The organism is Streptomyces sp. NEAU-174 (assembly GCF_052665095.1).
The window spans coordinates 31,662-56,400 of sequence record NZ_JBQTCE010000008.1 but is presented as its reverse complement, the minus strand read 5'-3'; the positions used below and the strand labels follow the sequence as shown (position 1 = coordinate 56,400).

20 protein-coding genes, 1 tRNA gene and 1 pseudogene are annotated in these 24,739 nt (G+C 70.6%); 11 read left to right on the top strand and 11 right to left on the bottom strand.

Annotated elements, in window-relative coordinates:
• Positions 1-335 precede the first annotated feature (335 nt).
• The 3 genes from ACT2CW_RS23510 to ACT2CW_RS23500 all read left to right on the top strand — a co-directional run bounded on the left by ACT2CW_RS23510 (position 336) and on the right by ACT2CW_RS23500 (position 5,236).
• Positions 336-2,156 carry an ABC-F family ATP-binding cassette domain-containing protein gene (locus ACT2CW_RS23510; RefSeq protein ID WP_445518163.1) on the top strand — a complete coding sequence of 607 codons (1,821 nt, stop codon included), beginning with the start codon at positions 336-338 and terminating at the stop codon, positions 2,154-2,156.
• Between the two features lie 285 nt (positions 2,157-2,441).
• Positions 2,442-4,226: a hypothetical protein gene (locus tag ACT2CW_RS23505; protein WP_445518162.1), complete on the top strand. Its 1,785-nt coding sequence runs from the start codon at positions 2,442-2,444 to the stop codon at positions 4,224-4,226.
• A 281-nt stretch (positions 4,227-4,507) separates the two neighbouring features.
• The gene (locus tag ACT2CW_RS23500; RefSeq protein ID WP_445518161.1) at positions 4,508-5,236 is read left to right on the top strand and encodes a helix-turn-helix transcriptional regulator; all 729 of its coding nucleotides are present in this window, start codon (positions 4,508-4,510) and stop codon (positions 5,234-5,236) included.
• 287 nt (positions 5,237-5,523) lie between these two features.
• Here the strand turns inward: ACT2CW_RS23500 and ACT2CW_RS23495 are convergent.
• Together ACT2CW_RS23495 and ACT2CW_RS23490 are read right to left on the bottom strand one after the other, a co-directional pair.
• A pseudogene (locus ACT2CW_RS23495) lies at positions 5,524-5,838 on the bottom strand (hypothetical protein); the annotation flags it as partial.
• Between the two features lie 27 nt (positions 5,839-5,865).
• Entirely contained in the window at positions 5,866-7,536 is a 1,671-nt protein-coding gene (locus tag ACT2CW_RS23490; protein ID WP_182471666.1) for a sodium:solute symporter family protein, read from the bottom strand.
• Positions 7,537-7,698: 162 nt separating this feature from the next.
• On the opposite strand from ACT2CW_RS23490, the gene galT reads away from it, so the two are divergent.
• The 4 genes from galT (at position 7,699) to ACT2CW_RS23470 (ending at position 12,161) form a co-directional block, all read left to right on the top strand.
• Positions 7,699-8,742 (top strand): galactose-1-phosphate uridylyltransferase, encoded by a 1,044-nt coding sequence (gene galT, locus ACT2CW_RS23485; RefSeq protein ID WP_164436692.1) that lies wholly within the window; start codon positions 7,699-7,701, stop codon positions 8,740-8,742.
• The gene (gene galE / locus ACT2CW_RS23480; protein WP_445518160.1) at positions 8,739-9,716 is read left to right on the top strand and encodes a UDP-glucose 4-epimerase GalE; all 978 of its coding nucleotides are present in this window, start codon (positions 8,739-8,741) and stop codon (positions 9,714-9,716) included. Before galT ends, galE begins: the two co-directional genes overlap by 4 nt.
• Positions 9,713-10,939: a galactokinase gene (galK, locus tag ACT2CW_RS23475; protein WP_445518159.1), complete on the top strand. Its 1,227-nt coding sequence runs from the start codon at positions 9,713-9,715 to the stop codon at positions 10,937-10,939. Before galE ends, galK begins: the two co-directional genes overlap by 4 nt.
• A gap of 319 nt (positions 10,940-11,258) precedes the next feature.
• The gene (locus tag ACT2CW_RS23470) at positions 11,259-12,161 is read left to right on the top strand and encodes a response regulator transcription factor (RefSeq protein ID WP_138914147.1); all 903 of its coding nucleotides are present in this window, start codon (positions 11,259-11,261) and stop codon (positions 12,159-12,161) included.
• Here ACT2CW_RS23470 and ACT2CW_RS23465 read toward each other — a convergent pair.
• Positions 12,120-12,617: a MarR family winged helix-turn-helix transcriptional regulator gene (locus ACT2CW_RS23465; protein ID WP_014054422.1), complete on the bottom strand. Its 498-nt coding sequence runs from the start codon at positions 12,615-12,617 to the stop codon at positions 12,120-12,122. The genes ACT2CW_RS23470 and ACT2CW_RS23465 overlap by 42 nt on opposite strands.
• A 134-nt stretch (positions 12,618-12,751) precedes the next feature.
• Between ACT2CW_RS23465 and ACT2CW_RS23460 the strand changes: the two genes are divergently transcribed.
• Together ACT2CW_RS23460 and ACT2CW_RS23455 are read left to right on the top strand one after the other, a co-directional pair.
• Entirely contained in the window at positions 12,752-13,576 is an 825-nt protein-coding gene (locus tag ACT2CW_RS23460; RefSeq protein WP_445518158.1) for a trans-aconitate 2-methyltransferase, read from the top strand.
• Complete coding sequence (locus ACT2CW_RS23455) at positions 13,573-13,953, top strand: VOC family protein (protein WP_445518157.1); 381 nt, start codon at positions 13,573-13,575, stop codon at positions 13,951-13,953. Before ACT2CW_RS23460 ends, ACT2CW_RS23455 begins: the two co-directional genes overlap by 4 nt.
• A gap of 72 nt (positions 13,954-14,025) precedes the next feature.
• Here the strand turns inward: ACT2CW_RS23455 and ACT2CW_RS23450 are convergent, their stop codons facing one another.
• A complete protein-coding gene (locus ACT2CW_RS23450; RefSeq protein ID WP_166484450.1) occupies positions 14,026-14,736 on the bottom strand; it encodes a TetR/AcrR family transcriptional regulator in 711 nt (236 codons plus the stop codon).
• Positions 14,733-15,713: an acyl-CoA desaturase gene (locus ACT2CW_RS23445; RefSeq protein ID WP_445518156.1), complete on the bottom strand. Its 981-nt coding sequence runs from the start codon at positions 15,711-15,713 to the stop codon at positions 14,733-14,735. The genes ACT2CW_RS23450 and ACT2CW_RS23445 overlap by 4 nt, the downstream gene beginning before the upstream one ends.
• 247 nt (positions 15,714-15,960) lie before the next feature.
• Here ACT2CW_RS23445 and ppc point away from each other — a divergent pair, with 247 nt between their 5' ends.
• Positions 15,961-18,681: a phosphoenolpyruvate carboxylase gene (ppc, locus tag ACT2CW_RS23440; protein WP_445518155.1), complete on the top strand. Its 2,721-nt coding sequence runs from the start codon at positions 15,961-15,963 to the stop codon at positions 18,679-18,681.
• A gap of 187 nt (positions 18,682-18,868) precedes the next feature.
• Complete coding sequence (locus tag ACT2CW_RS23435) at positions 18,869-19,702, top strand: PIG-L family deacetylase (protein WP_445518154.1); 834 nt, start codon at positions 18,869-18,871, stop codon at positions 19,700-19,702.
• 39 nt (positions 19,703-19,741) lie between these two features.
• Here the strand turns inward: ACT2CW_RS23435 and ACT2CW_RS23430 are convergent, their stop codons facing one another.
• The 6 genes from ACT2CW_RS23430 to ACT2CW_RS23405 form a co-directional block, all read right to left on the bottom strand.
• Entirely contained in the window at positions 19,742-20,260 is a 519-nt protein-coding gene (locus tag ACT2CW_RS23430; protein ID WP_164436676.1) for a hypothetical protein, read from the bottom strand.
• 69 nt (positions 20,261-20,329) lie between these two features.
• Entirely contained in the window at positions 20,330-20,920 is a 591-nt protein-coding gene (gene pth, locus ACT2CW_RS23425; protein WP_037950921.1) for an aminoacyl-tRNA hydrolase, read from the bottom strand.
• 88 nt (positions 20,921-21,008) lie between these two features.
• Positions 21,009-21,608 (bottom strand): 50S ribosomal protein L25/general stress protein Ctc, encoded by a 600-nt coding sequence (locus tag ACT2CW_RS23420; RefSeq protein WP_445518153.1) that lies wholly within the window; start codon positions 21,606-21,608, stop codon positions 21,009-21,011.
• 199 nt (positions 21,609-21,807) lie between these two features.
• A complete protein-coding gene (locus ACT2CW_RS23415; RefSeq protein WP_164436674.1) occupies positions 21,808-22,785 on the bottom strand; it encodes a ribose-phosphate diphosphokinase in 978 nt (325 codons plus the stop codon).
• Between the two features lie 71 nt (positions 22,786-22,856).
• On the bottom strand, positions 22,857-24,314 hold the full coding sequence (glmU, locus tag ACT2CW_RS23410; protein WP_445518152.1) for a bifunctional UDP-N-acetylglucosamine diphosphorylase/glucosamine-1-phosphate N-acetyltransferase GlmU: 1,458 nt from the start codon (positions 24,312-24,314) through the stop codon (positions 22,857-22,859).
• A 141-nt stretch (positions 24,315-24,455) separates the two neighbouring features.
• Positions 24,456-24,527, bottom strand: a tRNA-Gln gene (locus ACT2CW_RS23405).
• Positions 24,528-24,739 lie beyond the last annotated feature (212 nt).

Below are 24,739 nucleotides of genomic sequence, written 5' to 3'. Positions count from 1 at the left end.
CCTGCCCGAGCGGCCGACCGGCGCCTGCCTGAGCGCTCGGCCGACGCCTGAGTGAGCGCCTGAGCTAAGCAGATCGGAGGAAGTCCACTACGGTTCGGGCAGCGCCCCGAAGGGGCGCGGGGCTGTGTCGATGTGCGGCTCCGCCGCGGCTGTGTCGATATGCGGCTCCGCCGCGTGGGCGACCAGCCACGATGCGGCCGCAGACGCACGACGGCATCTCGTGGCACTTCCCGCGGAGCGCTTAGCGGCCGGCCGACGCCTGACTGAGCGCCTGAGCGAGGCGCCCCGCGTGGCGACTACCCTGGGATGCCGATCGATCCGCGTAATGGAGTGTGATGGCGACCAACCTGGTCAACGTTGAATCCGTCGGCAAGGTGTACGGCACCCGTGCCCTGCTGGACGGCGTCTCCCTCGGAGTGAACGAGGGCGACCGCATCGGTGTCGTCGGCCGCAACGGCGACGGCAAGACCACGCTCATCCGGATCCTCGCCAAGCTGGAGCCCGCCGACGACGGCCGCGTCACCCACGCCGGTGATCTGCGGCTCGGCGTGCTCACCCAGCACGACTCGCTCGACCCCGCGGCCACCATCCGCCATGAGGTGATCGGCGACCTCGCCGACCACGAGTGGGCCGGTGACGCCAAGATCCGGGACGTGCTCACCGGGCTGTTCGGCGGGCTGGACCTGCCCGGCTTCCCGCAGGGCCTCGACACGGTCATCGGCCCGCTGTCCGGCGGTGAGCGCCGCCGTATCGCGCTCGCCCAGCTGCTGATCGCCGAGCAGGACCTGATCGTCCTCGACGAGCCCACCAACCACCTCGACGTCGAGGGCATCTCCTGGCTGGCCGGGCATCTGCGCGCGCGCCGCTCGGGCCTGGTGGTGGTCACCCACGACCGCTGGTTCCTCGACCAGGTCTGCACCCGGATGTGGGACGTCCAGCGCGGCGCCGTCCACGAGTACGAGGGCGGCTACAGCGACTACGTCTTCGCCCGCGCCGAGCGCGAGCGCATCGCCGCCAGCGAGGAGGCCAAGCGGCAGAACATGATGCGCAAGGAGCTCGCCTGGCTGCGCCGCGGCGCCCCCGCCCGCACCAGCAAGCCCCGCTTCCGCATCGAGGCGGCCAACGCGCTGATCGCCGACGTTCCGCCGCCCCGCGACAGCGCCGAGCTGATGAAGTTCGCCAACTCCCGGCTCGGCAAGACCGTCTTCGACCTGGAGGACGTGACCGTCACCGCCGGGCCCAAGGTGCTGCTCAAGCATCTGACCTGGCAGCTGGGGCCCGGTGACCGGATCGGTCTGGTGGGGGTGAACGGCGCGGGCAAGACCTCGCTGCTGCGCGCCCTTACCGAGGCCGCCCGCAGCGAGGGCGAACAGCAGCCCGCCGGGGGCCGGATCGTGGTCGGCAAGACCGTGAAGCTCGCGTATCTGTCCCAGGAGGTCGCCGAACTCGACCGGAACCTGCGGGTCCTGGAGGCCGTCGAGCAGATCCGGCAGCGCGTCGACCTCGGCAAGGGCCGGGAGATGACCGCCTCCCAGCTGTGCGAGAAGTTCGGCTTCACCAAGGAGAAGCAGTGGACCCCGGTCGGCGATCTCTCCGGCGGTGAGCGGCGCCGGCTCCAGATCCTGCGGCTGCTGATGGACGAGCCCAATGTGCTCTTCCTGGACGAGCCCACCAACGACCTGGACATCGAGACCCTGACCCAGCTGGAGGACCTGCTCGACGGCTGGCCCGGCTCGCTCGTGGTCATCAGCCACGACCGCTACTTCATCGAGCGCACCACCGACCGGGTGCTCGCCCTGCTGGGCGACGCCACCCTGCGGATGCTGCCGCGCGGCGTGGACGAGTACCTGGAGCGGCGGCAGCGCGCCCTGGCCGCGGCCACCCCGGCCGCCGCCTCGCCCGCCAAGCAGAAGACCGGCGAACAGGCCGCCCGGCAGCGGTCGGCGGCCGATCAGCGCGCCGCCAAGAAGGAGCTTCAGCGCATCGAGCGGCGGCTGGACCGGATCAGCGAGCAGGAGTCCGGGCTGCACGCGCAGATCGCCGAGCATGCCACGGACTTCGCCAAGGTCGCCGAGCTCGATACGAAGCTGCGCGAGCTGACGGGGGAGCGGGACGAGCTGGAGACCCGCTGGCTGGAGCTGGCCGACGACGCGTGAGTCGACGGCGCATGATGTGAGTGGCCTGAAAGCATCGTGTGAAGAGGTTGTGCGGCGATGGCGCGCGCCCTGGCAACGGTCGCGTCACAGGCCGGTCTCAGCTGATCGATGACCTGGACACTGGTCCCTATTGCGCCCCTTACGGGTGATACAAAGAACTCCCGCCTGCCTTCCGCTCAATGGCGGGGTGCCCTGTCCGATTCGCTCCTTCCCGGGGGTCTTCGACCCACCGGGATCGCGGGGGAGGCCGGTCGGACGACGGGTCCCGCATCTGAAGGAATTCGCATGTCACAGCCGCCTCCGCCGCCGAACCAGCCGCCGCAGGGCGGTTTCGGCGCGCCGCAGGAACCTGGTTACGGCTACCCACAGCAGCCGCCCACGCCGCCGCCTCCGCCGCCGTCGGCACCGCCGGCGCCGCCGCAGACGCCCCCGCAGGGCGCCGGCGGCTACGGCTACCCGGATCAGCCGGTGCACGGCCAGCCGACCCAGGGCGGCCCGTCGCCGTACGGATCCGGCCAACAGCCTTACGGCCAGCCGCAGTACGGCCAGCAGCCTTACGGACAGCCGCAATTCGGTCAGCCGCAGTACGGCCAGCCGCCGCAGGCCCAGTACCCCGGCGGCCCCGGTCCGGGCGGCCCCGGTGGCTCCGGCCAGTCCAAGCAGCGTATGGCGATCATCGTCAGCGCCGTGGTCGCGGTGGCGCTGATCATCGGCGGCGGCATCTGGTTCGCCACCAAGGACGACGGCGGCGGCAGCGAGGCCAAGGGCAAGGACAAGCAGTCCAGCCAGGGCGCCTCCAGCGGCACCACCGGTGGCGGGGACAAGCCCGCCAAGACGGTGGACGCCAAGCTGCTCAACAAGGTCCCGATGCCCAAGGTCTCCGACCAGGTCACCGTCGAGGGCATGTGGACCACCGACGACACCTTCGTGAAGGCCGGTGTCTACAAGATCGTCGGCTATCCGCTGAGCGGCGGCGCCGCCAAGTGGACGATCCCGCTGGACGGCGCGGTCTGCTGGTCCTCGGACCACCTCACCAAGGACGGGCTGACCACGGTCCTCTACCAGGAGGCCAAGCCGTCGGCCGAGGACAAGTACCCCAGCTGCACCGAGGTCGGGCTGCTGGACCTCAAGAACGGCAAGATGCTGTGGCACCGGAACGTCAAGGAGGGTGACGAGAAGGTCCGCTTCGACGAGGTCACCATCGGCGGCGGCACCGTGGCCGCGGGCGGCACCAGCGGCGGCGCCGCCTGGTCCACCTCCGGCCAGTCCCTGTGGAAGCCCAAGGCGGGCGAGCAGTGCTCGGACGACGGCTACGCGGGCGGTGAGGACAAGCTGGTCGCGGTGCGCCGCTGCGGCGACTACGACAACCCGCAGATCCAGGTCCAGACGCTGAACCCGAAGACGGGCGCGGTGAAGTCGGCCTACAAGGTCTCGCAGGGCATCGACTACGTCCATGTCGCCTCCACCGATCCGCTGGTGATCGGCCTGGACGCCGGTGACTCCACCGGCTCGGCGGTCTCGGACTTCCTGTCCATCGACGACAGCGCCAAGACCGGCAAGGTGCTCGGCAAGATCGGCACCGAGAACGGCAAGTACGACGCCAAGTGCGACTCGACCAACGTCGAGGGCTGCCGGAAGCTCGCCGTCTCCAAGTCGGCGAACGCCCTCTTCCTCGGCTCCGAGGACCGCACCGACTCCAGCGCGGCGACGGCCAACGAGGTCGTGGCCTTCGACCTGAAGACCGGTAAGCCGATCGGGAAGACCGACGGGGTCAAGGGCGCCGCCCTCACCCCGCTCGGGCTGGACAAGGACGGCTCCGTCCTCGCCTACCAGGAGAGCACCTGGGAGACCGGCGGAGCGGTCTGGCGGATCGACCCCAAGTCGTACGCCAAGACCAAGCTGTTGCAGAACCCCGTCGCCAGCCATGAGATGGAGCAGAAGTTCAGCCCCAGCTACTCGGAGATCATCTATTCCGGGGAGCACCTCTACATGAGCGACGTCTACGCCGACAAGCCCTCGGGCACCTACGACCGGGACGACCCGCTGGCGATCATCTTCGGCGCGAGCTGAGGTTTCCGGCGCGAGCTGACGTTCCGGCGTCCGCCCGACCGACCCCACGGCGGCCCCGCCCGTACGAACCGTACGGGCGGGGCCGCCGCTGTGTGCGCCGGCGGAGCGCCGGGGTGCACGCCCCCGGGAACCGGCCGCATCGATCGAATTGGGACGTCAACCGGACCTCAAGTAGGCACGAATGGCCGGGATTTCGGCATTCCGGGGGGCTTCTGCCCGGTAAGGGGCGCGCAACGTCGAACAAGCGTGTAGCTTCCCCCCTGAGCGAATGGGGGGAGCTCATGGGCGTGCGACTCATGGTGGTCGACGATCACCGTCTGCTCGCGGAGGCGCTCGCCTCGGCGCTGAAGCTGCGCGGGCATCGGGTGCTCGCCGCGGCGGCGCCGAGCGCGGGCGCGGCGGACCTGGTGGTGAGCCGGGCACCTGAGGTGTGCCTGCTGGGCACGGCGGCACCCGCCGAGCCGGGGGTGTTCGACCCGGTGGTGCGGATCAAGAAGGAGCGGCCGCAGGTCGCGGTCGTGGTGCTCGGCCCGGTGCCGAGCCCGCGCGGCATCGCCGCCGCCTTCGCCGCCGGGGCGTCCGGCTATGTGCGCCACGACGAGCGGATCGAGGGCGTCGAACGCGCCATGATGAAGGCGCGCGCGGGCGAGGCGGCCGTGGCGCCCCAGCTGCTCCAGGGGGCGTTCGCGGAGCTGCTCAACCCCGCGGCCCAGCCCGACGACGAGGGCGCCCGGCTGCTGCGGATGCTGACCCCGCGCGAGGTGGAGGTGCTGGTGCGGGTCGCCGAGGGCGAGGACACCCGGCTGATCGCGGCGGGCATGGGGATCGCCCCCAGCACGGCCCGCACCCATGTGCAGCGGGTGCTGATGAAGCTCGGGGTGGGCTCGCGGCTGGAGGCGGCGGCCCTGGCGGCGCGTACGGGGCTGCTGGACCGGGCGGCGACGCGCCGGACCACGCCGACCCCGCCCCAGCAGCCGCCCGCGCCGCAGCCGCCTGCGTCGGCGCCGTAGGCCTCGGGCCGTACGGGACGTAGGCCTCAGGCCGCGCCGTGCGGTGACGGGCCGTGCGGTGCCCTGCCGTGCCTGGGCCCCTGCCGTGCCTGGGCCCCTGCCGTGCCCGGGCCCCTACGGTGCCCTGCCGAGCCCTGCCGGGCGCGGTGGCCGGTTGCCCGCGTCGCTCAGCCCGCTCCGGACCCGGGCTCTCGGCCACCGGGCTCTCGACCACCAGGCTCTCCGGCCCGCGGCCCGGCCCCAGGCCCGCCCTCGGACCCGGCCCCAGGCCCGCCCTCGGACCCGGCCCCAGGCCCGCCCCCGGGCCGAGTGGGCTCCGGCTTGGGCCCGGCGCCGGGCGCGGACAGCGGCCTGAGCTTCATCCAGAGCAGGAAGAGCAGGCCGACCGCGAGCATGCACGACCCCGTCCAGAGGTTGATGTTGATGCCCGACGCCTTCTTCACATCCGCGTCCGACGCGGTGAACCCGGCGATGAGGACGATGATCCCGTAGATCACGAACAGCCCGCCGATGATCCGCCGCACATCGAACAGCCGGGCCGCGGTCGCCGACTTCTGCTCCAGGTCCTCGACCTCGTGCCGGTATTCGTACTCCTCACTCATGGCGCACGCTCCTTAATCCCGGAAGGGTCACAGCGAGAACGGGATGTAGCACAGGGCCGCGAGGATCAGCGCGCCCCAGCCCAGCACCGCCGGACGGCGGTACCACGCCTCGTCGCCCGGCGCCGGCGGCTCGGCCACCCCGGGCGCGGTGGTGCCGTAGACCAGACCGGCCAGCGACTCCACCGGCTTGGGCTTGGTGAACGGGGTCACCGCGACCATCACCACCCCGCCGACCACGAACGCCACGATGGCCGAGACGAAGTTGGCGCCCTGGTCGCTGGGGATGGAGATGACGTCCTCCCGGTAGAGCCAGAAGTAGTTGATCATCGCGGCCACCGTGCCGCACAGCAGCCCCCAGAACCCGGCCGGGGCGGTGGCCCGCTTCCAGAACATCCCGATGATGAAGACGCAGAACAGCGGCACGTTGAAGAACGAGAACAGGGTCTGGAGGTAGTTCATGATGTTGCTGAACGAGGAGGCGATGAACGCCGTCCCCATGCCGGCCAGCACCCCGATCGCCGTCACCACCCGCCCGGTCAGCAGGTAGTACCCGTCCGGCCGGCCCTTCCTGACGTACGCCCGCCAGATGTCGTTGGTGAAGACCGTGTTGAACGACGACACATTGGCCGCCATGCCCGCCATGAAGGCGGCCAGCAGCCCGGTCACCGCGAGCCCCAGCACCCCGTTCGGCAGCAACTCGCTCATCAGCAGCGGAATCGCGTCGTTGTACTGGAGACCGCTCGTCTTCGCGCCGATGTCCGGCTCCATGACCAGGGCGATCAGCCCGGGGACCACCACGATCAGCGGGATGAACATCTTGGGGAACGCGGCGATCAGCGGAGTGCGCTGGGCGGCCGAGAGGTTCCTGGCCGACAGGGCGCGCTGCACCTCGGCGAAGTTGGTCGTCCAGTAGCCGAAGCTCAGACAGAAGCCGAGGCCCAGCACGATGGTCAGCCAGTTCGCCCCCAGCGGGTTGGACGAGCCGATGCCGGTACCGCCCCAGGCGGAGACGAAATTGGGGCCGTGGGAGTCCGTGAGCGAGTCCTTGAGCCCGCCGAAGCCGCCGATCCGCCGGAGGCCGACGACGGTGAGCGGGATCAGGGCGGCCAGGATCACGAAGAACTGAAGCACCTCGTTGTAGATCGCCGAGGAGAGTCCGCCGAGGGTGATGTACGCGAGCACGAAGAGCCCCGCGACCACGATGGCCACCCACTGCGGCCAGCCCAGCAGCGCCTCCACCACGATCGCCATCGCGTAGAGGTTCACCCCCGCGATCAGCACGGACGCGACCGAGAAGATGATCGAGCTGAGCAGATGCGAGGACGGTCCATAGCGGTGCAGCAGGAACTCGGGGACGGACCGTACCTTGGAACCGTAGTAGAACGGCATCATCACCAGGCCGAGGAAGACCATGGCCGGAATCGCCCCGACCCAGTACCAGTGCACCGTGTACACCCCGTACTGCGCGCCGTTGGCGGCCATCCCCAGGATCTCCAGGGCGCCCAGATTCGCGGCGACGAAGGCCAGACCGGTGACCCACGCGGGCAGCGACCGGCCGGAGAGAAAGAAGTCGAGGCTGGTCTTGACGCTCGCTCTGGCGGCGAATCCCACGCCGAGGACGACGACGAAATAGAGGATCAGGATCGTGTAGTCGAGCACGTTGGTGGGGAGCCGTAGCCCTTCGGCCAGATAGTGCATGGTCTCGCCTCATCGCCTGAACGGAATGCACCAGAAACGTTCGGTGAACGTATCCGAATTCTTGTGGTTTGTCCGCGCACCTACACCGCGCATTGACGGCACTGTTGGCTTGTGGTTCATTATGTTGAGTTGTGTTGGGTGCACCTGACAGGAGCTGGCGGAGTGAAGAAGACGGCGACGCGGCTCGCGGACGGACGCGAGCTGATCTATTACGACGCACGCGACGACGCGGTGCGCGACGCCGTCGACCAGCGGCCGCTCGACCCCATCGCGACCCACTCGGAGATCCGGCACGACCGGCTGCTCGGCGACCGGGTGGCGATCGCCTCCCACCGGCAGGCCCGCACCTATCACCCGCCGGCCGACGAATGTCCGCTGTGCCCCTCCCGCGAGGGGCGGCACAGCGAGATCCCCGCCTCCGACTACGACGTCGTGGTCTTCGAGAACCGCTTCCCGTCGCTGGCCGGTGACTCGGGCCGATGCGAGGTCGTGTGCTTCACCTCCGACCATGACGCCTCCTTCGCCGACCTCGACGCCGAACAGGCCGCTCTGGTGCTCGACGCCTGGACCGACCGCACCGCCGAGCTGGCCCAACACCCCGCCGTCGAGCAGGTCTTCTGCTTCGAGAACCGCGGCAAGGAGATCGGCGTCACCCTCGGCCATCCGCACGGCCAGATCTACGGGTATCCCTTTGTGACGCCTCGTACACGGCTGATGCTCCGTTCGCTCGGTGAGCACCGTGTGGCCACCGGTCGGAATCTGTTCGATGATGTGGTCGCCGATGAGCTGGCCGACGGGCGCCGGGTGGTGCTCGACGGCGAGCACTGGGTCGCGTTCGTGCCGTACGCCGCCCACTGGCCCTACGAGGTGCACCTCTACCCGAAGCGGCGGGTCCCGGACCTGCCGGCGCTGGACGAGGCGGCGCGCACAGAGTTTCCACAGATGTATCTGGAACTCTTGAAGCGCTTCGACCGGATTTTCGGCGAGGGTGAGCCGCCCACGCCCTACATCTCCGCCTGGCACCAGGCGCCGTACCGCATGACCGACCGCGGTGAATTCGCACTTCACCTCGAGCTTTTCACCATCCGCCGCACTTCCGGCAAGCTGAAGTTTCTCGCGGGTTCCGAATCCGGCATGAATGTGTTCATCAACGATGTGCCGCCGGAGGCCGCGGCCGAGCGACTGCGAGAGGTAGCGAGCAAGTGAACACTGCGCAGCAGAAGAAGTACCTGGTCACCGGCGGTGCCGGCTATGTCGGCAGCGTGGTCGCGGCGCATCTGCTCGAAGCCGGGCACCGGGTGACGGTGCTGGACGACCTCTCCACCGGCCACCGCGCCGGGGTCCCCGAGGGCGCGGAGTTCATCGAGGGCCGCATCCAGGACGCCGCCAAGTGGCTCGACCCCACCTACGACGGCGTGCTGCACTTCGCGGCGTTCTCCCAGGTGGGCGAGTCCGTCGTCAACCCCGAGAAGTACTGGGTCAACAATGTGGGCGGCACCACCGAGCTGCTCGCCGCGATGCGCGACGCCGGGGTGCGCACCCTCGTCTTCTCCTCCACCGCCGCCACCTACGGCGAGCCCGACCAGGTCCCGATCACCGAGGACCTCCCGACCGCGCCCACCAACCCCTACGGGGCCAGCAAGCTCGCCGTCGACCACATGATCAGCGGTGAGTGCGCCGCCCACGGCCTGGCCGCGGTCTCCCTGCGGTACTTCAACGTCGCGGGCGCCTACGGGGCGTACGGCGAGCGCCATGACCCCGAGTCCCACCTCATCCCCCTGGTGCTCCAGGTCGCCCAGGGCCGCCGGGAGGCCATCTCCGTCTTCGGCGACGACTACGCCACCCCCGACGGCACCTGCGTCCGCGACTACATCCACGTCGCCGACCTCGCCGACGCCCATCTGCTCGCCCTCGGCGCGGCGGCCTCCGGCGAGCATCTGATCTGCAACCTCGGCAATGGGAACGGCTTCTCCGTCCGCGAGGTGATCGAGACGGTGCGCCAGGTCACCGGCCACCCCATCCCGGAGATCGCCGCCCCGCGCCGCGGCGGCGACCCGGCGGTCCTGGTGGCCTCCGCCGAGCGTGCCAAGGAGCGCCTGGGCTGGCGCCCGACCCGCGCCGACCTGGCCGGAATCGTCGCGGACGCATGGGCGTTCGCGCAGCGGAGGGAGAGTCAGTGACGGACGAGCACGGCCCCGGGCGGGTCACGGCGGAGTTCCGCGAGGTCTATGGCACCGAGCCCGGCGGCGTCTGGGCGGCGCCGGGCCGGGTCAATCTGATCGGCGAGCACACCGACTACAACGACGGCTTCGTGATGCCGCTCGCCCTGCCCCACACCTGCCTGGCCGCCGCCTCGCCGCGCACCGACGGGGTGCTGCGGCTGCACTCGGGCGATGTGCCGGGCGGGGCCGTCGAGCTGCGGGTCGAGGAGCTTTCGCCGGTCGCGGGCGGCGCCAGCGGCGGTGACCGCGGCGGCTGGGCGGCCTATCCGGCCGGAGTGGTCTGGGCGCTGCGCGAGGCGGGGCTGCTGACGGGCGGGGCCGGTGGTGCGGATCTGCACTTCGAGTCCACCGTGCCCACCGGCGCCGGGCTGTCCTCGTCCGCCGCGCTGGAGGTGGTCACGGCCACCGCGCTCGACGATCTGTACGGGCTGGGGCTCACCCCGCCGCGCATCGCCCAGCTGTGCCAGCGCGCGGAGAACGCGTTCGTGGGCGTGCCCTGCGGGATCATGGACCAGATGGCGTCGGCGTGCTGCACCGAGGGGCACGCCCTCTTCCTCGACGCCCGTGATCTCACCCAGCGCCAGGTGCCGTTCGACCTGGCGGCCGAGGGGCTGCGGCTGCTGGTCGTGGACACCCGGGTCAAGCACGAGCTGGGCGACGGCGCGTACGCGAGCCGGCGCGCCGCGTGCGAGGCGGCCGCGCGGGCGCTCGGGGTGCGGGCGCTGCGGGATGTGCCCTTCGAGGGGCTGGACGCGACGCTCGCCGAGCTGGAGCGGCTGGGCTGCGACGTGGCCACCCGGCGGCGGGTGCGCCATGTGGTGACCGAGGACCGGCGGGTGGAGGAGGTCATCCAGCGGCTCGACGCGGGGGACACCCGGTCCATCGGGCCGGTGCTGACCGCCGGGCACGCCTCCTGCCGCGATGACTTCGAGATCTCCTGCGCGGAGCTCGACCTGGTCGTGGAGACGGCCAACGCGGCGGGGGCGCTCGGGGCGCGGATGACCGGCGGCGGCTTCGGCGGCTCGGCCATCGTGCTGGTGGCGGAGGCGGACGCGGACGCGGTGAGCAAGGCGGTGACCGAGGCGTTCGGCGCGGCCGGGCACCGGGCGCCGCGGATCTTCCCGGCGGTGCCCAGTGCGGGGGCGCGGCGGCTCCAGGGGGCCGTACCCACCGGCTCTTGATTGCCGCTCGGTAAATTTTCGCCGCTCGTGGATCTCGTACTCCCCAAGAGCGAACAAGAAACCCACAGTGAACAGCCGAGAACAGTCAGTTTCGCTAATCCGCTTCCTATATGAGACCACGGCCTTACTCTGAGTACAGCGTCGGTGGGGGCCGACGCGTATCAGGGGGCGAGACAGTCAGGTACGACGCCCGGGGCGGGGTAGCAATCACTGCACGGCGGCGGCCGTGCGGGTTGCGGTGACCTTGCGCCGGGCGCCGTACCCGGCACTGTTTCTCGGTGTTCCGGGATCTTTCATCCGGTGACGTGGGGGGTTGTCCGTGGCACGTATTCGGGTTCTCGTGGTCGACGACCATCGTATTTTCGCCGAGTCCTTAGCGGCCGCCCTCGCGGCGGAGCAGGACGTGGACGTGGCGGCGGCCGGAAGCGGTCCGGCGGCGCTGCGCTGTCTGGAGCGCGCGGCGGCGGAGGGGCGCCGCTTCGATGTCCTGCTGGTCGACGCCGATTTGGGCACGGCCGCCGACGGTGTGGGGCCACCGCTTCCGGTGCCGGCCGAGCTGCCGTACGGCGGGGCGAACGGCACGGCGCACAGCGGTATCCAGGGCGGGCGGCACGGCGGGACGCATGTCGGCGCGCACGGTGGGGCTCATGGCGGGCCGCACGGTGGGGCCCATGGCGGGCCGGCCCGGGCGGTGAACGGCCGGGCGGCCGACGGGATATCGCTCGTCGGCGCGGTCCGCTCCGCCCAGCCGGGGGTGCGCACCGTGGTGCTGGCCGAGCGCGACGATCCGCGCCGCGCGGCGGCGGCGCTCCAGGCCGGGGCGTCCGGCTGGGTCGCCAAGGACTGCTCACTGGTCCGGCTGCTCGCGGTCATCCGGGGGGTGCTGCGGGAGGAGACCCATCTGCCGCCCGCTCTGCTCACCGGCGTTCTGCGGGAGTTGACGGCCGCCCGTAAGCACCGCACCGAAAGCGAGCGTCTGGTCGAGTCGCTGACGCCGCGTGAGCGGGAGGTGCTGCGCTGCATGGTGGCCGGGCTCGGCCGTAAGGCCGTCGCCGAGCGGCTCTTCCTCTCCCCGCACACCGTCCGCACCCATATGCAGAATGTGCTGGGCAAGCTGGGTGTGCACTCCACGCTCGCGGCCGTGGCGCTGGCCCGCCGGGCCGGTGTGGGCCCGGTCGACCTAGCCGGGGAGATTGTCGAACGGGGCGGTCAGCTGGCGTAGCAGCGCGGCCAGTTCGGCGCGCTGGGCCTGGGAGAGCTCGGCCAGGATGGCGTGCTCATGGTCCAGCAGCCCGGCCAGTGCCTGATCGGCGCGGTCACGCCCTTCGGCGGTCAGCCGGACCAGCACACCGCGCCGGTCACTGGGGTCGGGCCCCCGCTCGACCAGGCCCTTCTTGGCGAGCCGGTCGATGCGGTTGGTCATGGTGCCCGAGGTGACCAGAGTCTGGGTCAGCAGCTGCCCGGGGGAGAGCTGATACGGGGGCCCGGCCCGGCGCAGCGAGGTCAGGACGTCGAACTCCCAGGGCTCCAGATTGTGCTCGGCGAAGGCGATCCGGCGTGCCCGGTCGAGATGGCGGGCGAGCCGGCTGACCCGGCTGAGCACTTCGAGCGGTTCCACATCGAGGTCGGGGCGTTCCCGCCGCCACGCCGCGACCAGCCGATCGACCTCGTCCTCCATGGCGATCAGTGTAGTGGGTCTGTCGACATGAAGTCTCTTGACATCAAGAGATAACGTGGAGCACGGTAAGGCGCCGGGACGCGCAGCAGCGACCACGGCGACTCGTACCGACCGTACCCGCAGGGGGACCGACCATGACCACCGCGCCCAACTGGGACCCTCGGCAGTATCTCCGCCACGCCGGCCACCGCACCCGTCCCTTCCTGGACCTGCTGGCCCACGTCCCCGAGCTGCCCACCGACCCCGGCCGCCCGCCCCGCATCGCCGACCTCGGCTGCGGCCCCGGCAACGTCACCGCCCTGCTCTTCGACCGCTGGCCCGACGCCCGGGTCACCGGCCTGGACAACTCCGCCGAGATGCTCGCCGAGGCCCAGCCCCTCGCGGGCCCCACCACCGGCGGCGGCCGCCTCGACCTCCGGCAGGCCGATGTGCGGAACTGGGTGCCGGACGAGCCCTACGACCTGATCGTCTCCAACGCCGCCCTCCAGTGGATCCCCGGCCACCCCGACGCCTTCCCCACCTGGCTGGCCGGACTGCGCCCCGGCGGCACCTTCGCCTTCCAGGTCCCCGGCAACTTCACCGCCCCCAGCCACACCCTGCTGCGCGATCTGTGCAACGCACCCGAATGGCGCGACCGCCTCGCCACCCACCTCCGCGACCCGGCCACCGTCCTGGAGCCCACCGAGTACCTGGAGCGCCTGGCCGCCCTCGGCTGCGAAGTCGACGCCTGGGAGACCACCTATGTGCAGATCCTGACCGGCCCCGACCCCGTCCTCGACTGGGTCAAGGGCACCGCCCTGCGCCCGGTCCTGACCGCCCTCGCCGACGACCCACCCGCCCGCGACCGCTTCCTCGCCACCTACGCCGCCCTCCTCCGCGACGCCTACCCCGCCACCCCCCACGGCACGGCCTTCCCCTTCCGCCGCATCTTCATCGTCGCCCGCCAGGCCCTCCGATGATCACGTCCCTCGACCACGTACAACTCGCCGCGCCACCCGGCAGCGAGCCCGCCCTGCGCACCTACTACGGCGAGGTGCTCGGCATGACCGAGACCCCCAAACCGCCCACCCTCGCCGCCAACGGCGGCCTGTGGTTCGCCCGCGGCCCGGTCCAGCTGCACCTGGGCATCGACCCGGACTTCCACCCCTCCCCCAAGGCCCACCCGGGTCTCAGGGTCGTCGGCATAGCAGCCTTCGCCTCCCGCCTCGCCGAGCACGGTGCCAAGGTCGTCTGGGACGAGAAACTGCCGGGGCACCGCCGCTTCTACTCCGAGGACCCGGTCGGCAACCGGCTGGAGTTCCTGGAGCCGATCGGGTGGTTCCACCCGATCGGATGATCGGTTCGATGTTTGCTGTGATCGGCCCTCGCGGACGCATAGCGTCACACGGGCCCCGGCGGGGCCCCGTCGTCAGTTCTTGCGGTGGCCTATCAGGCGGGGCTTCTGCTCCAGGCCGTCCAAGCCGTGCCAGGCCAGGTTCACCAGGTGGGCCGCGACCTCGGCCTTTTTGGGTTTGCGGACGTCCAGCCACCACTGGCCGGTCAGGGCGACCATGCCCACCAGGGCCTGGGCGTAGAGGGGGGCCAGTTTGGGGTCGAAGCCGCGGGCCTTGAATTCCAGGCCCAGGATGTCCTCCACCTGGGTGGCGATATCGCTGATCAGGGAGGCGAAGGTGCCCGTGGACTGGGCGACGGGGGAGTCGCGGACGAGGATGCGGAAGCCGTCCGTGTACTCCTCGATGTAGTCCAGGAGGGCGAAGGTGGCCTGCTCGCACAGCTCGCGCGGATGGCCCGCGGTGAGGGATGTGGTCACCATGTCGAGCATCCGCCGCATCTCGCGGTCCACCACCACCGCGTACAGCCCCTCCTTGCCGCCGAAGTGCTCGTAGACCACCGGCTTGGAGACCCCGGCCTTCGCCGCGATCTCCTCCACCGAGGTGCCCTCGAAGCCGCGCTCGGCGAAGAGCGTGCGACCGATGTCCAGCAGCTGCTCCCGGCGCTCCTTGCCGGTCATCCGGACCCGGCGGGGCCGCCGGGCTCCGGATCCGGAGGGCCGGCCGGCCCGGCGCGGCCGGTCCTTTTCACCGCTGGTATTACTGTCGGTCGCCACGCCCTCTATCATGCCGCTCCGGCGGTCTCCTTCTGACGGCGGGCATCGATACGGTCCTGGCTCGGCCACCGGACGTCATATGCCCAGCCCGCCTTCTCGAACCAGCGGATGATCCGGGCGCTGGAGTCCAGCTGCCCCCGCATCACCCCGTGCCGGGCGCAGGTCGGGTCCGCGTGGTGCAGGTTGTGCCAGGACTCGCCGCACGAGAGCACCGCGAGCCACCACACATTGCCGGAGCGGTCCCGCGACTTGAACGGGCGCTTGCCCACCGCGTGGCAGATCGAGTTGATCGACCAGGTCACATGGTGCAGCAATGCCACCCGGACGAGTGACCCCCAGAAGAAGGCGGTCACCGCGCCCTGCCAGGACCAGGTCACCAGCCCGCCGATCACCGGCGGCACCATCAGGGAGACCACGGTCCAGATCACGAACTGCCGGGAGATCGCCCGGATGGTGCCGTCCTTGACCAGATCCGGTGCGTATTTGGACTGCGGCGTCTGCTCCTCGTCGAACATCCAGGCGATATGTGCCCACCACAACCCCTTCAGCAGGGCCGGCACGGTCTCGCCGTACCGCCACGGGGAGTGCGGGTCACCCTCCGCATCGGAGAACTTGTGGTGCTTGCGGTGATCGGCCACCCAGCGGACCAGGGGTCCCTCCACGGCCAGCGACCCCGCGATCGCCAGCGCGATCCGCAGCGGCCGCTTCGCCTTGAACGAGCCATGGGTGAAGTAGCGGTGGAAGCCGATCGTGATGCCGTGGCAGCCGATGTAGTACATCGACACCAGAAGCGCCAGATCCAGCCAGCTGACCCCCCAGCCCCAGGCCAGGGGAACCGCCGCGACCAGCGCGACGAAGGGGACGGTGATGAACAGGAGAAGGGTGATCTGTTCGATGGAGCGCTTGCTGTCCCCGCCGAGCGTGGCGGAGGGAAGCGGGGCCTCCTGGGCCTTCGGCGTGTCGTGGACCACGTCGGGGCTTGCAGTCATGGGATCCCTCGTGGGGCTCGGGGGCATGGCTACGGATGCGTAACCTACGGCGTCGTAAGTATGGCAGGGCCGGGAAGCGGGGCAATAGGGCTCTGGTCTCACCCAGGGTCGTGCCGCCTATCCTGGTGAGCGTCGGACAGCGCGGTCCGCACATGGCCGAAAGCACCGGGTCAGCAGCCCGCGGCGCCCGCCGCGCACGCTTTGATGCCGCGCTTCGAACCCCGTTCACTGCAAGGAGCCCGCACCTGTGAGCAGTGCCGACCACACCAACGCCGCCCTGCGTGCCGACATCCGCCGTCTGGGTGACCTGCTCGGTGAGACCCTCGTCCGACAGGAGGGCCCCGACCTCCTCGAGCTCGTCGAGCGCGTCCGTGCCCTCACCCGCAGTGACGGCGAGGCCGCGGCCGACCTGCTCGGCTCCACCGACCTCGAGACCGCCGCCAAGCTGGTCCGCGCCTTCTCCACCTACTTCCACCTGGCCAACGTCACCGAGCAGGTGCACCGCGGCCGCGAGCTGCGCGCCCGCCGCGCCGCCGAGGGCGGCATCCTCGCCCGCACCGCCGATCAGCTCAAGGACGCCGACCCCGAGCACCTCCGGGAGACCGTCGCCAACCTCGGCGTGCGCCCCGTCTTCACCGCCCACCCCACCGAGGCCGCCCGCCGCACCGTCCTCACCAAGCTCCGACGCATCGCCGAGCTGCTCGACACCCTCGCCGTCGGCGGCGACGCCCGCCGCGCCGACCTGCGGCTCGCCGAGAGCATCGATCTGCTCTGGCAGACCGACGAGCTGCGCGTCGCCCGCCCCGAGCCCGCGGACGAGGCCCGCAACGCCATCTACTACCTCGACGAGCTACACGCCGGTGCCGTCGGCGACGTCCTCGAAGACCTCACCGCGGAGCTCGAGCGCGTGGGCGTCGAGCTGCCCGCCACCACCCGCCCGCTCACCTTCGGCACCTGGATCGGCGGCGACCGCGACGGCAACCCCAACGTCACCCCCGAGGTCACCCGGGACGTCCTGATCCTCCAGCACGAGCACGGCATCACCGACGCGCTGGAGATCATCGACGAGCTGCGCGCCGCGCTCTCCAGCTCCATCCGCAACACCGGCGCCTCCGAGGAGCTCCTCGCCTCCCTCCAGCGCGACCTCGAACTGCTGCCCGAGATCAGCCCGCGCTACAAGCGGCTCAACGCCGAGGAGCCCTACCGGCTCAAGGCCACCTGTATGCGGCAGAAGCTCGTCAACACCCGCGAGCGGCTCGCCGGGGACACCCCCCACCAGCCCGGCCGCGACTACCTCGGCTCCGGCGAGCTCCTCGCCGACCTCCACCTCGTCCAGGACTCCCTGCGCGCCCACCGCGGCCAGCTCATCGCCGACGGCCGGCTCGAACGGTCCATCCGCACCCTCGCCGCCTTCGGCCTCCAGCTCGCCACCATGGACGTCCGCGAGCACGCCGACGCCCACCACCACGCCCTCGGCCAGCTCTTCGACCGGCTCGGCGAGGAGTCCTGGCGCTACGCCGACATGCCGCGCGACTACCGGCGCAAGCTGCTCGCCAAGGAGCTGCGCTCCCGGCGCCCGCTCGCCCCGACCCCGGCGCCGCTGGACGCCGCCGGTGCCAAGACCCTCGGCGTCTTCCACACCATCCGCGAGTCCTTCGAGCGCTTCGGCCCCGAGGTCGTCGAGTCGTACATCATCTCCATGTGCCAGGGCTCCGACGACGTCTTCGCCGCCGCGGTCCTCGCCCGCGAGGCCGGGCTGATCGACCTCCACGCGGGCTGGGCCAAGATCGGCATCGTTCCGCTGCTGGAGACCACCGAAGAGCTGAAGATCGCCGACAAGCTCCTCGACGAGATGCTCGCCGACCCCTCCTACCGGCGGCTCGTCGCCCTCCGCGGCGACGTCCAGGAGGTCATGCTCGGCTACTCCGACTCCTCCAAGTTCGGCGGCATCACCACCTCCCAGTGGGAGATCCACCGCGCCCAGCGGCTGCTGCGCGACGTCGCCCACCGGCACGGCGTACGGCTGCGGCTCTTCCACGGCCGCGGCGGCACCGTCGGCCGCGGCGGCGGCCCCACCCATGACGCGATCCTCGCGCAGCCGTGGGGCACCCTCGAGGGCGAGATCAAGGTGACCGAACAGGGCGAGGTCATCTCCGACAAGTACCTCGTGCCCTCGCTGGCCCGGGAGAACCTGGAGCTGACGGTGGCCGCCACGTTGCAGGCGTCCGCCCTGCACACCGCCCCGCGCCAGTCCGACGAGGCGCTCGCCCGCTGGGACGCGGCGATGGAAACCGTGTCCGAGGCCGCGCACGGCGCCTACCGCGGGCTCGTCGACGACCCCGACCTGCCCGCGTACTTCTTCGCCTCCACCCCGGTGGACCAGCTCGCCGAGCTCCACCTCGGCTCCCGGCCCTCCCGCCGCCCCGACTCCGGCGCCGGTCTCGACGGGCTGCGGGCCATCCCGTGGGTCTTCGGCTGGACCCAGTCCCGGCAGATCGTCCCCGGCTGGTTCGGCGTCGGCTCCGGCCTCAAGGCGGCCCGCGAGGCCGGGCTCGACAGCGTCCTCGACGAAATGCACGAGCACTGGCACTTCTTCCGCAACTTCCTGTCCAACGTCGAGATGACGCTGGCCAAGACGGATCTGCGGATCGCCAGGCACTACGTGGACACGCTGGTGCCTGATGAGCTGAAGCATGTCTTCGACGTGATCCAGGAGGAGCACGAGCTGACGGTGCGGGAGGTGCTGCGGATCACCGGTGGACGGGAGCTCCTCGACTCCAACCCGGTGCTGAAGCAGACGTTCCACGTCCGGGACGCCTACCTCGACCCGATCTCGTATCTCCAGGTGACCCTGCTCCACCGCCAGCGCACCGCGGCCGAGCGGGGTGAGGACCCCGACCCCCTGCTCGCCCGGGCCCTTCTCCTCACGGTCAACGGCGTGGCGGCGGGCCTCCGCAACACGGGCTGACGACGGCGTGACACGGGTCCGGGGCCCGCTCCCAACGGGGGCGGGCCCCGGACATGCTGGTCGCGCCCGTACCTCGCTCGCGTTGAAACGCCGGCGTATGGAAGGCCGAGCGGCCGCGCCGGGAACAGCCGGTCCAGTCGGCGCGGTTGCATCGATCGACGACATATTTCTCCAGGAGGACTGTTTCATGACCGACCGGCCCTTGACGCTGATGGCAGTGCACGCCCACCCCGACGACGAGGCCACCGGGACCGGAGGGGTCCTCGCGCGATACGCGGCGGAAGGCATCCGTACGGTTCTCGTGACGTGTACCGACGGCGGTTGCGGTGACGGACCGGGGGGTGTCAAGCCGGGCGATCCCGGGCACGATCCGGCGGCGGTCGCCTTGATGCGCCGTCAGGAGCTCGAGGCGAGCTGTGAGGTCCTGAAGATCAGCGATCTGGAGATGCTGGACTATGCCGACTCCGGGATGACGGGCTGGCCGAGCAACGACGCCCCCGGATCCTTCTGGCAGACCCCCGTGGAGGAGGGCGCGGCCCGGCTCGCGGAACTCATGCGGCACTACCGGCCCGATGTGGTCGTCACCTATGACGAGAACGGCTTCTACGGCCACCCTGACCACATCCAGGCCCACCGCATCACGATGGCGGCGCTGGAGATGACCGAGCTGACCCCGAAGGTGTACTGGACCACGATGCCCCACTCGGGGATGCGGCGGTTCGGCGAGATCATGCGCGAGTTCCATGAGGACATGCCGGAGCCGGATCCCGCCGAGGCCGCCGCGATGGCGAAGATCGGCCTCCCCGACGATGAGATCACCACGTGGGTGGACACCACCGCGTTCAGCGGCCAGAAGTTCGACGCGCTGGCCGCGCACGCCAGTCAGGGCGAGAACATCTTCTTCCTCAAGATGGGCAAGGAGCGGTTCGGCGAGTTGATGGGCATGGAGACCTTCCTCCGTGTCCAGGACGCCACCGGCGCGGCCGTACCCGAGAACGATCTCTTCGCCGGACTGCGCTGAGCCCGCGTAGGTCCGCCGGGTCGGTCAGGCCGGTGAGCACTACAGCGTCAGCGTGGCGAAGGACGCGCCCAGCAGCGCCGCGCCCAGCAGGCCCATGGCCCAGCCCGTGCGGCGCAGGCCGAGGCCGCCCGCCACGATCAGGGAGGTGAGGAGGAGGGAGCCGCCGAAGGGGACCCAGGCGTGGAGGATGCCGGCGGCGCCGGTGCGGACGGCGTGGTCCGTGCCGGGTTTGAGGGCCACCGGCACCCGGTCGCCCGTTCCGTTCGTGACGGCCTCGTCGATCCGTACCCGGCCGCGGGACTTGCCGCCCTCGCGGGCCGGGGTGAAGGAGCCGGTGCACCATTCGTCGCCGCAGTCGGAGACCGTGACGGTGCCCCGCTCAAGCCCCTTGGTCAGCATCGACGGCTTGGCGTCGCCCCAGGACGACCACACCCCGGCGACCAGGATCAGCAGTGCGACAAGCGTCATTGCCACGTTCTTCGCCAGCAACAGAAACCCGTACGCGCTCTCGCCCGCCCGCCGCGTACGGCTGCGCTTGGTCACACCGGTGGAAGCCATGGCGGCGATCCTCGCCATCCCGGGGCCGTCGGTCAACCTTCCGTCGAACAAACGGGCGAACGGCGTTTTTCAGGAGTTGTACGTCCCCTGCGCGCGCTCCAGCCCGTCCGCGATGAGCGTCTCCACCGCGTCCGCCGCGCGGTCCACGAAATAGTCCAACTCCCGGCGCTCGGCGGCGGAAAAGTCCTTGAGGACGAACGCGGCGACATCCATCCGGCCCGGCGGACGGCCGATTCCGAAGCGCACCCGGCAGTAGTCCGCGCCCAGCGACTTGGTGATCGACTTCAGCCCATTGTGGCCATTGTCACCACCGCCGATCTTCAACCGCAGTGCCCCGTAATCGATGTCCAATTCGTCATGGACGGCCACGACATGACCGACCGGCACCTTGTAGAAGTCGCGCAGCGCGGTCACCGGACCGCCCGAGAGGTTCATGAAGGACATCGGCTTGGCGATCACGACACGGCGGCTCGCCGGTCCGGGCGGACCCACCCGGCCCTCGACGACCTGGGCCCGCGACTTGTGCGCCTTGAAACGGGCACCCATCCGCTCGGCCAGCAGATCGGCCACCATGAAGCCGACGTTGTGGCGGTTGCCCGCGTACTCGCCACCGGGGTTGCCGAGGCCCACCACAAGCCAGGGGCTCGTGTCGTCCGTCATCTGGATGTCTCTCCTTGAGGACGGCCGCCGCCCCGCACCCCGGGGGGCGGGACGGCGGCCGGAGCAGCGAAAAGGGAGCAGGCGCAGATTACGCCTCGGCGCCCTCGGCCTCGCCCTCGGCGCCCTCCTCGGAGGGGGCCTCGGCCTGGGCGGCGACGACCTGAAGCACGGCCGCGTCCTCCTCGACGGCCAGCGTGGTGCCGGCCGGGAGGGTGATGTCCTTGGCGTGGATGGTGGCACCCGCGTCCAGGCCCGCGATGGAGACGGTGACCGACTCCGGGATGTGGGTCGCCTCGGTCTCCACCGGCAGGGCGTTCAGCAGGTGCTCGAGCAGGTTGCCGCCCGGGGCCAGGTCGCCCTCGGTGAGGATCGGCACCTCGACGGTGACCTTCTCGCCCTTCTTCACCAGCAGCAGGTCGATGTGCTCCAGCACGCCGATCTTGATGGGGTGACGCTGTACGGCCTTCGGGATGACCAGCTCGTCCTTGCCGCCCTCGACGTTCAGACGGATCAGCACGTTCGGGGTCTTCAGCGCCATCAGCAGGTCGTGCGCCGGCAGCGTGACGTGCAGCGGGTCGACGCCGTGGCCGTAGACCACGCCGGGGACGCGGTCGGCGGCACGGGTGCGGCGGGCGGCGCCCTTGCCGAACTCGGTGCGGGGCTTGGCTGCGATCTTGACCTCGGCCATGGGGCACTCCTCGTAGATCGTTTACGGTGTGTGGGCGTCACCCGGCCCACGACAGACCTGCTACGAAGAGCGCGTCGATAACGGACAGCCGCTGTGAGAAGCGGCCTCCCTCGCCGAGCAACTCCACGATTCTACCAATGGCTGAGGCCACTCCCTGACGGGAGTGGCCTCTACGTCCGGTCCGGGGAGGTTAAGCCGCTCACGCTTGCTCCTCGAACAGGCTGGTCACCGAGCCGTCCTCGAAGACCTCCTGGACCGCGCGGGCGATCGTCGGCGCCATCGACAGCACGGTCACCTTGTCCAGCTCCACCTCGTTCGGAGTCGGCAGGGTGTTGGTGAAGACGAACTCACTGACCTTGGAGTTCTTCAGCCGGTCCGCGGCCGGACCCGACAGCACACCGTGGGTGGCGGTCACGATCACGTCCTCCGCGCCGTTGGCGAACAGCGCCTCCGCCGCCGCGCAGATGGTGCCACCGGTGTCGATCATGTCGTCGACCAGCACACACACCCGGCCCCGCACATCGCCGACCACCTCGTGCACCGTGACCTGGTTGGCCACGTCCGGGTCCCGCCGCTTGTGCACGATCGCCAGCGGCGCGCCCAGCCGGTCGCACCAGCGGTCCGCGACCCGGACCCGGCCGGCGTCCGGCGACACCACGGTGAGCTTGGCCTTGTCGACCTTGGCGCCCACGTAGTCGGCGAGCACCGGCAGCGCGAAGAGGTGGTCCACCGGACCGTCGAAGAAGCCCTGGATCTGGTCGGTGTGCAGATCGACCGTGAGGATCCGGTCGGCGCCCGCCGTCTTCAGCATGTCGGCGATCAGCCGGGCCGAGATCGGCTCCCGGCCGCGGTGCTTCTTGTCCTGACGGGCGTAGCCGTAGAACGGAACGATCACCGTGATCGAGCGCGCGGAGGCCCGCTTCAGCGCATCGATCATGATGAGCTGCTCCATGATCCACTTATTGATCGGAGTCGTGTGGCTCTGGATCAAAAAGCAGTCGGCACCGCGCGCCGACTCCTGGAAGCGGACGTAGATCTCGCCGTTGGCGAAGTCGAATGCCTTGGTCGGGACCAAGCTGACGCCCAGCTCATGGGCGACCTCCTCGGCCAGCTCGGGGTGGGCGCGGCCGGAGAAGAGCATCAGCTTCTTCTCGCCGGTCGTCTTGATCCCGGTCACAACAAGTCTCCTTGGATGTCGCTTTGGTGCACTTCTCACCGTACGCCCCGCACGGTGTACCTGTGCACATGTCACTGCTGGCCCTCGTCCTCCTGACGAGCGGCTTCGGCGGCTCGCGCCGCGGCGCTTCCGGGTCGCTTGCGGGCGACCCAGCCCTCGATGTTCCGCTGCTGTCCGCGTGCGACGGCGAGCGAGCCCGGGGGCACATCCTTGGTGATGACCGATCCGGCGGCGGTGTAAGCACCGTCCCCGATCGTGACGGGAGCCACAAGCATGTTGTCGGCCCCGGTCCGGCAGTGGCTGCCGATGGTGGTGTGGTGCTTGTTCACACCGTCGTAGTTCACGAAGACGCTGGCGGCGCCGATGTTGGTCTGCTCGCCGATCGTCGCGTCGCCCACGTAGGACAGATGCGGCACCTTGGTGCCGTCGCCGATCGAGGCGTTCTTCATCTCCACATACGTGCCGGCCTTGGCCTTGGCGCCCAGCCGGGTCCCGGGGCGCAGATACGTGTACGGCCCCACGTTCGCCCCCGCCCCGATCTGCGCGCCGTCCGCGACGGTGAACGAGACGACCGCGCCCCGGCCGACGGTGGTGTCGGTGAGCCGGGAGTTCGGCCCGACCTCGGCGTCCGAGGCCAGGTGGGTGGCGCCCAGCAGCTGGGTGCCGGGGTGGACCAGCGCGTCCGGCTCGAAGGTGACGGTCACGTCGATCCAGGTGGTGGCGGGGTCGACGACGGTCACCCCGCTCAGCATCGCCCGCTCCAGCAGCCGCTCGTTCAGCAGCCTGCGGGCCTCGGCGAGCTGGACACGGTTGTTGATCCCGACGATCTCGCGGTGGTCACCCGCCACGCAGGCGCCCACCCGGTGCCCGGCCTCGCGCAGGATGCCGAGCACATCGGTGAGGTACTCCTCACCCTGGCTGTTGTCGGTGCGCACCTTGCCGAGGGCGTCGGTGAGCAGCTGGGCGTCGAAGGCGAAGACCCCGGAGTTGATCTCGCGGATCGCGCGCTGCGCGTCGGTGGCGTCCTTGTGCTCCACGATCGCGGTGACGGCGCCGGTCGCGTCCTCCCGCACGATCCGGCCGTAGCCGGTGGCGTCGGGGACCTCGGCGGACAGCACGGTCACGGCGTTGCCGTCGGCGTCGTGGGCCGCGGCGAGCCGCTGGAGCGTCTCGCCGGTCAGCAGCGGGGTGTCCCCGCAGACGACGATCACGGTGCCGTCGAGGGCGACCCCGCTGTCGGACAGCTCCTCCAGGCCCATCCGGACGGCGTGCCCGGTGCCGTTCTGCTCGTGCTGGACGGCGGTGCGCACCTCGGCGTCGGTCTCGGCCAGATGCGCGGAGACCTGCTCCCGGGCGTGGCCGACCACGACCACGAGGTGCTCGGGGGAGAGCTCACGGGAGGCGGCGACGACGTGCCCGACGAGGGAGCGGCCGCAGAGGGCGTGCAGAACCTTCGGGGTCGCCGATTTCATGCGGGTGCCCTCACCCGCTGCGAGGACGACGACGGCTGCCGGGCGGTTGGCGCTCACGGGTGTGCCCTTCGGCTTCGGGGGTGGACACCCGCAGGATACCGAGAGGTTTCCGGGCGGAAAGGAAGGAGGGTCCCGAGCCGGGAGGTCAGGCCCCCGGGAAGGCGGAACGCGAGGCGGGATCGAAGGCGGAAGATGAAGCTCCCCCGCCAGGACTCGAACCCGGACAAATGGCACCAAAAGCCACTGTGCTGCCAATTACACCACGGGGGATCGCGCGGGCCATCTGACCGGAATTCGATCAGACCGCCGTTGCGGCGCCCTCCACTATGCCGTACCAGGAGCCTTCCGTGCGACGGTGTGTGCCAGCTCGGCGTCGGCCCGGCGCCAGCCCTGTGTCAGCCCGGTGCGGGCCCGGTGCCGGTCCGCCGGGGGCGCGGACGGCGCGACGGGCGCGCCGCCGTGTCACCGGGAAAAGCGCTGGC

What these genes read in the sequence shown, in the direction of transcription:
- ACT2CW_RS23510 (WP_445518163.1), top strand. Translation starts at nt 336, where the DNA reads ATGGCGACCAACCTGGTCAACGTTGAATCCGTCGGCAAGGTGTACGGC.
- ACT2CW_RS23505 (WP_445518162.1), top strand. Translation starts at nt 2,442, where the DNA reads ATGTCACAGCCGCCTCCGCCGCCGAACCAGCCGCCGCAGGGCGGTTTC.
- ACT2CW_RS23500 (WP_445518161.1), top strand. Translation starts at nt 4,508, where the DNA reads ATGGGCGTGCGACTCATGGTGGTCGACGATCACCGTCTGCTCGCGGAG.
- ACT2CW_RS23490 (WP_182471666.1), bottom strand. Translation starts at nt 7,536, where the DNA reads ATGCACTATCTGGCCGAAGGGCTACGGCTCCCCACCAACGTGCTCGAC.
- ACT2CW_RS23465 (WP_014054422.1), bottom strand. Translation starts at nt 12,617, where the DNA reads ATGGAGGACGAGGTCGATCGGCTGGTCGCGGCGTGGCGGCGGGAACGC.
- ACT2CW_RS23460 (WP_445518158.1), top strand. Translation starts at nt 12,752, where the DNA reads ATGACCACCGCGCCCAACTGGGACCCTCGGCAGTATCTCCGCCACGCC.
- ACT2CW_RS23455 (WP_445518157.1), top strand. Translation starts at nt 13,573, where the DNA reads ATGATCACGTCCCTCGACCACGTACAACTCGCCGCGCCACCCGGCAGC.
- ACT2CW_RS23450 (WP_166484450.1), bottom strand. Translation starts at nt 14,736, where the DNA reads ATGATAGAGGGCGTGGCGACCGACAGTAATACCAGCGGTGAAAAGGAC.
- ACT2CW_RS23445 (WP_445518156.1), bottom strand. Translation starts at nt 15,713, where the DNA reads ATGACTGCAAGCCCCGACGTGGTCCACGACACGCCGAAGGCCCAGGAG.
- ACT2CW_RS23435 (WP_445518154.1), top strand. Translation starts at nt 18,869, where the DNA reads ATGACCGACCGGCCCTTGACGCTGATGGCAGTGCACGCCCACCCCGAC.
- ACT2CW_RS23430 (WP_164436676.1), bottom strand. Translation starts at nt 20,260, where the DNA reads ATGGCTTCCACCGGTGTGACCAAGCGCAGCCGTACGCGGCGGGCGGGC.
- pth (WP_037950921.1), bottom strand. Translation starts at nt 20,920, where the DNA reads ATGACGGACGACACGAGCCCCTGGCTTGTGGTGGGCCTCGGCAACCCC.
- ACT2CW_RS23420 (WP_445518153.1), bottom strand. Translation starts at nt 21,608, where the DNA reads ATGGCCGAGGTCAAGATCGCAGCCAAGCCCCGCACCGAGTTCGGCAAG.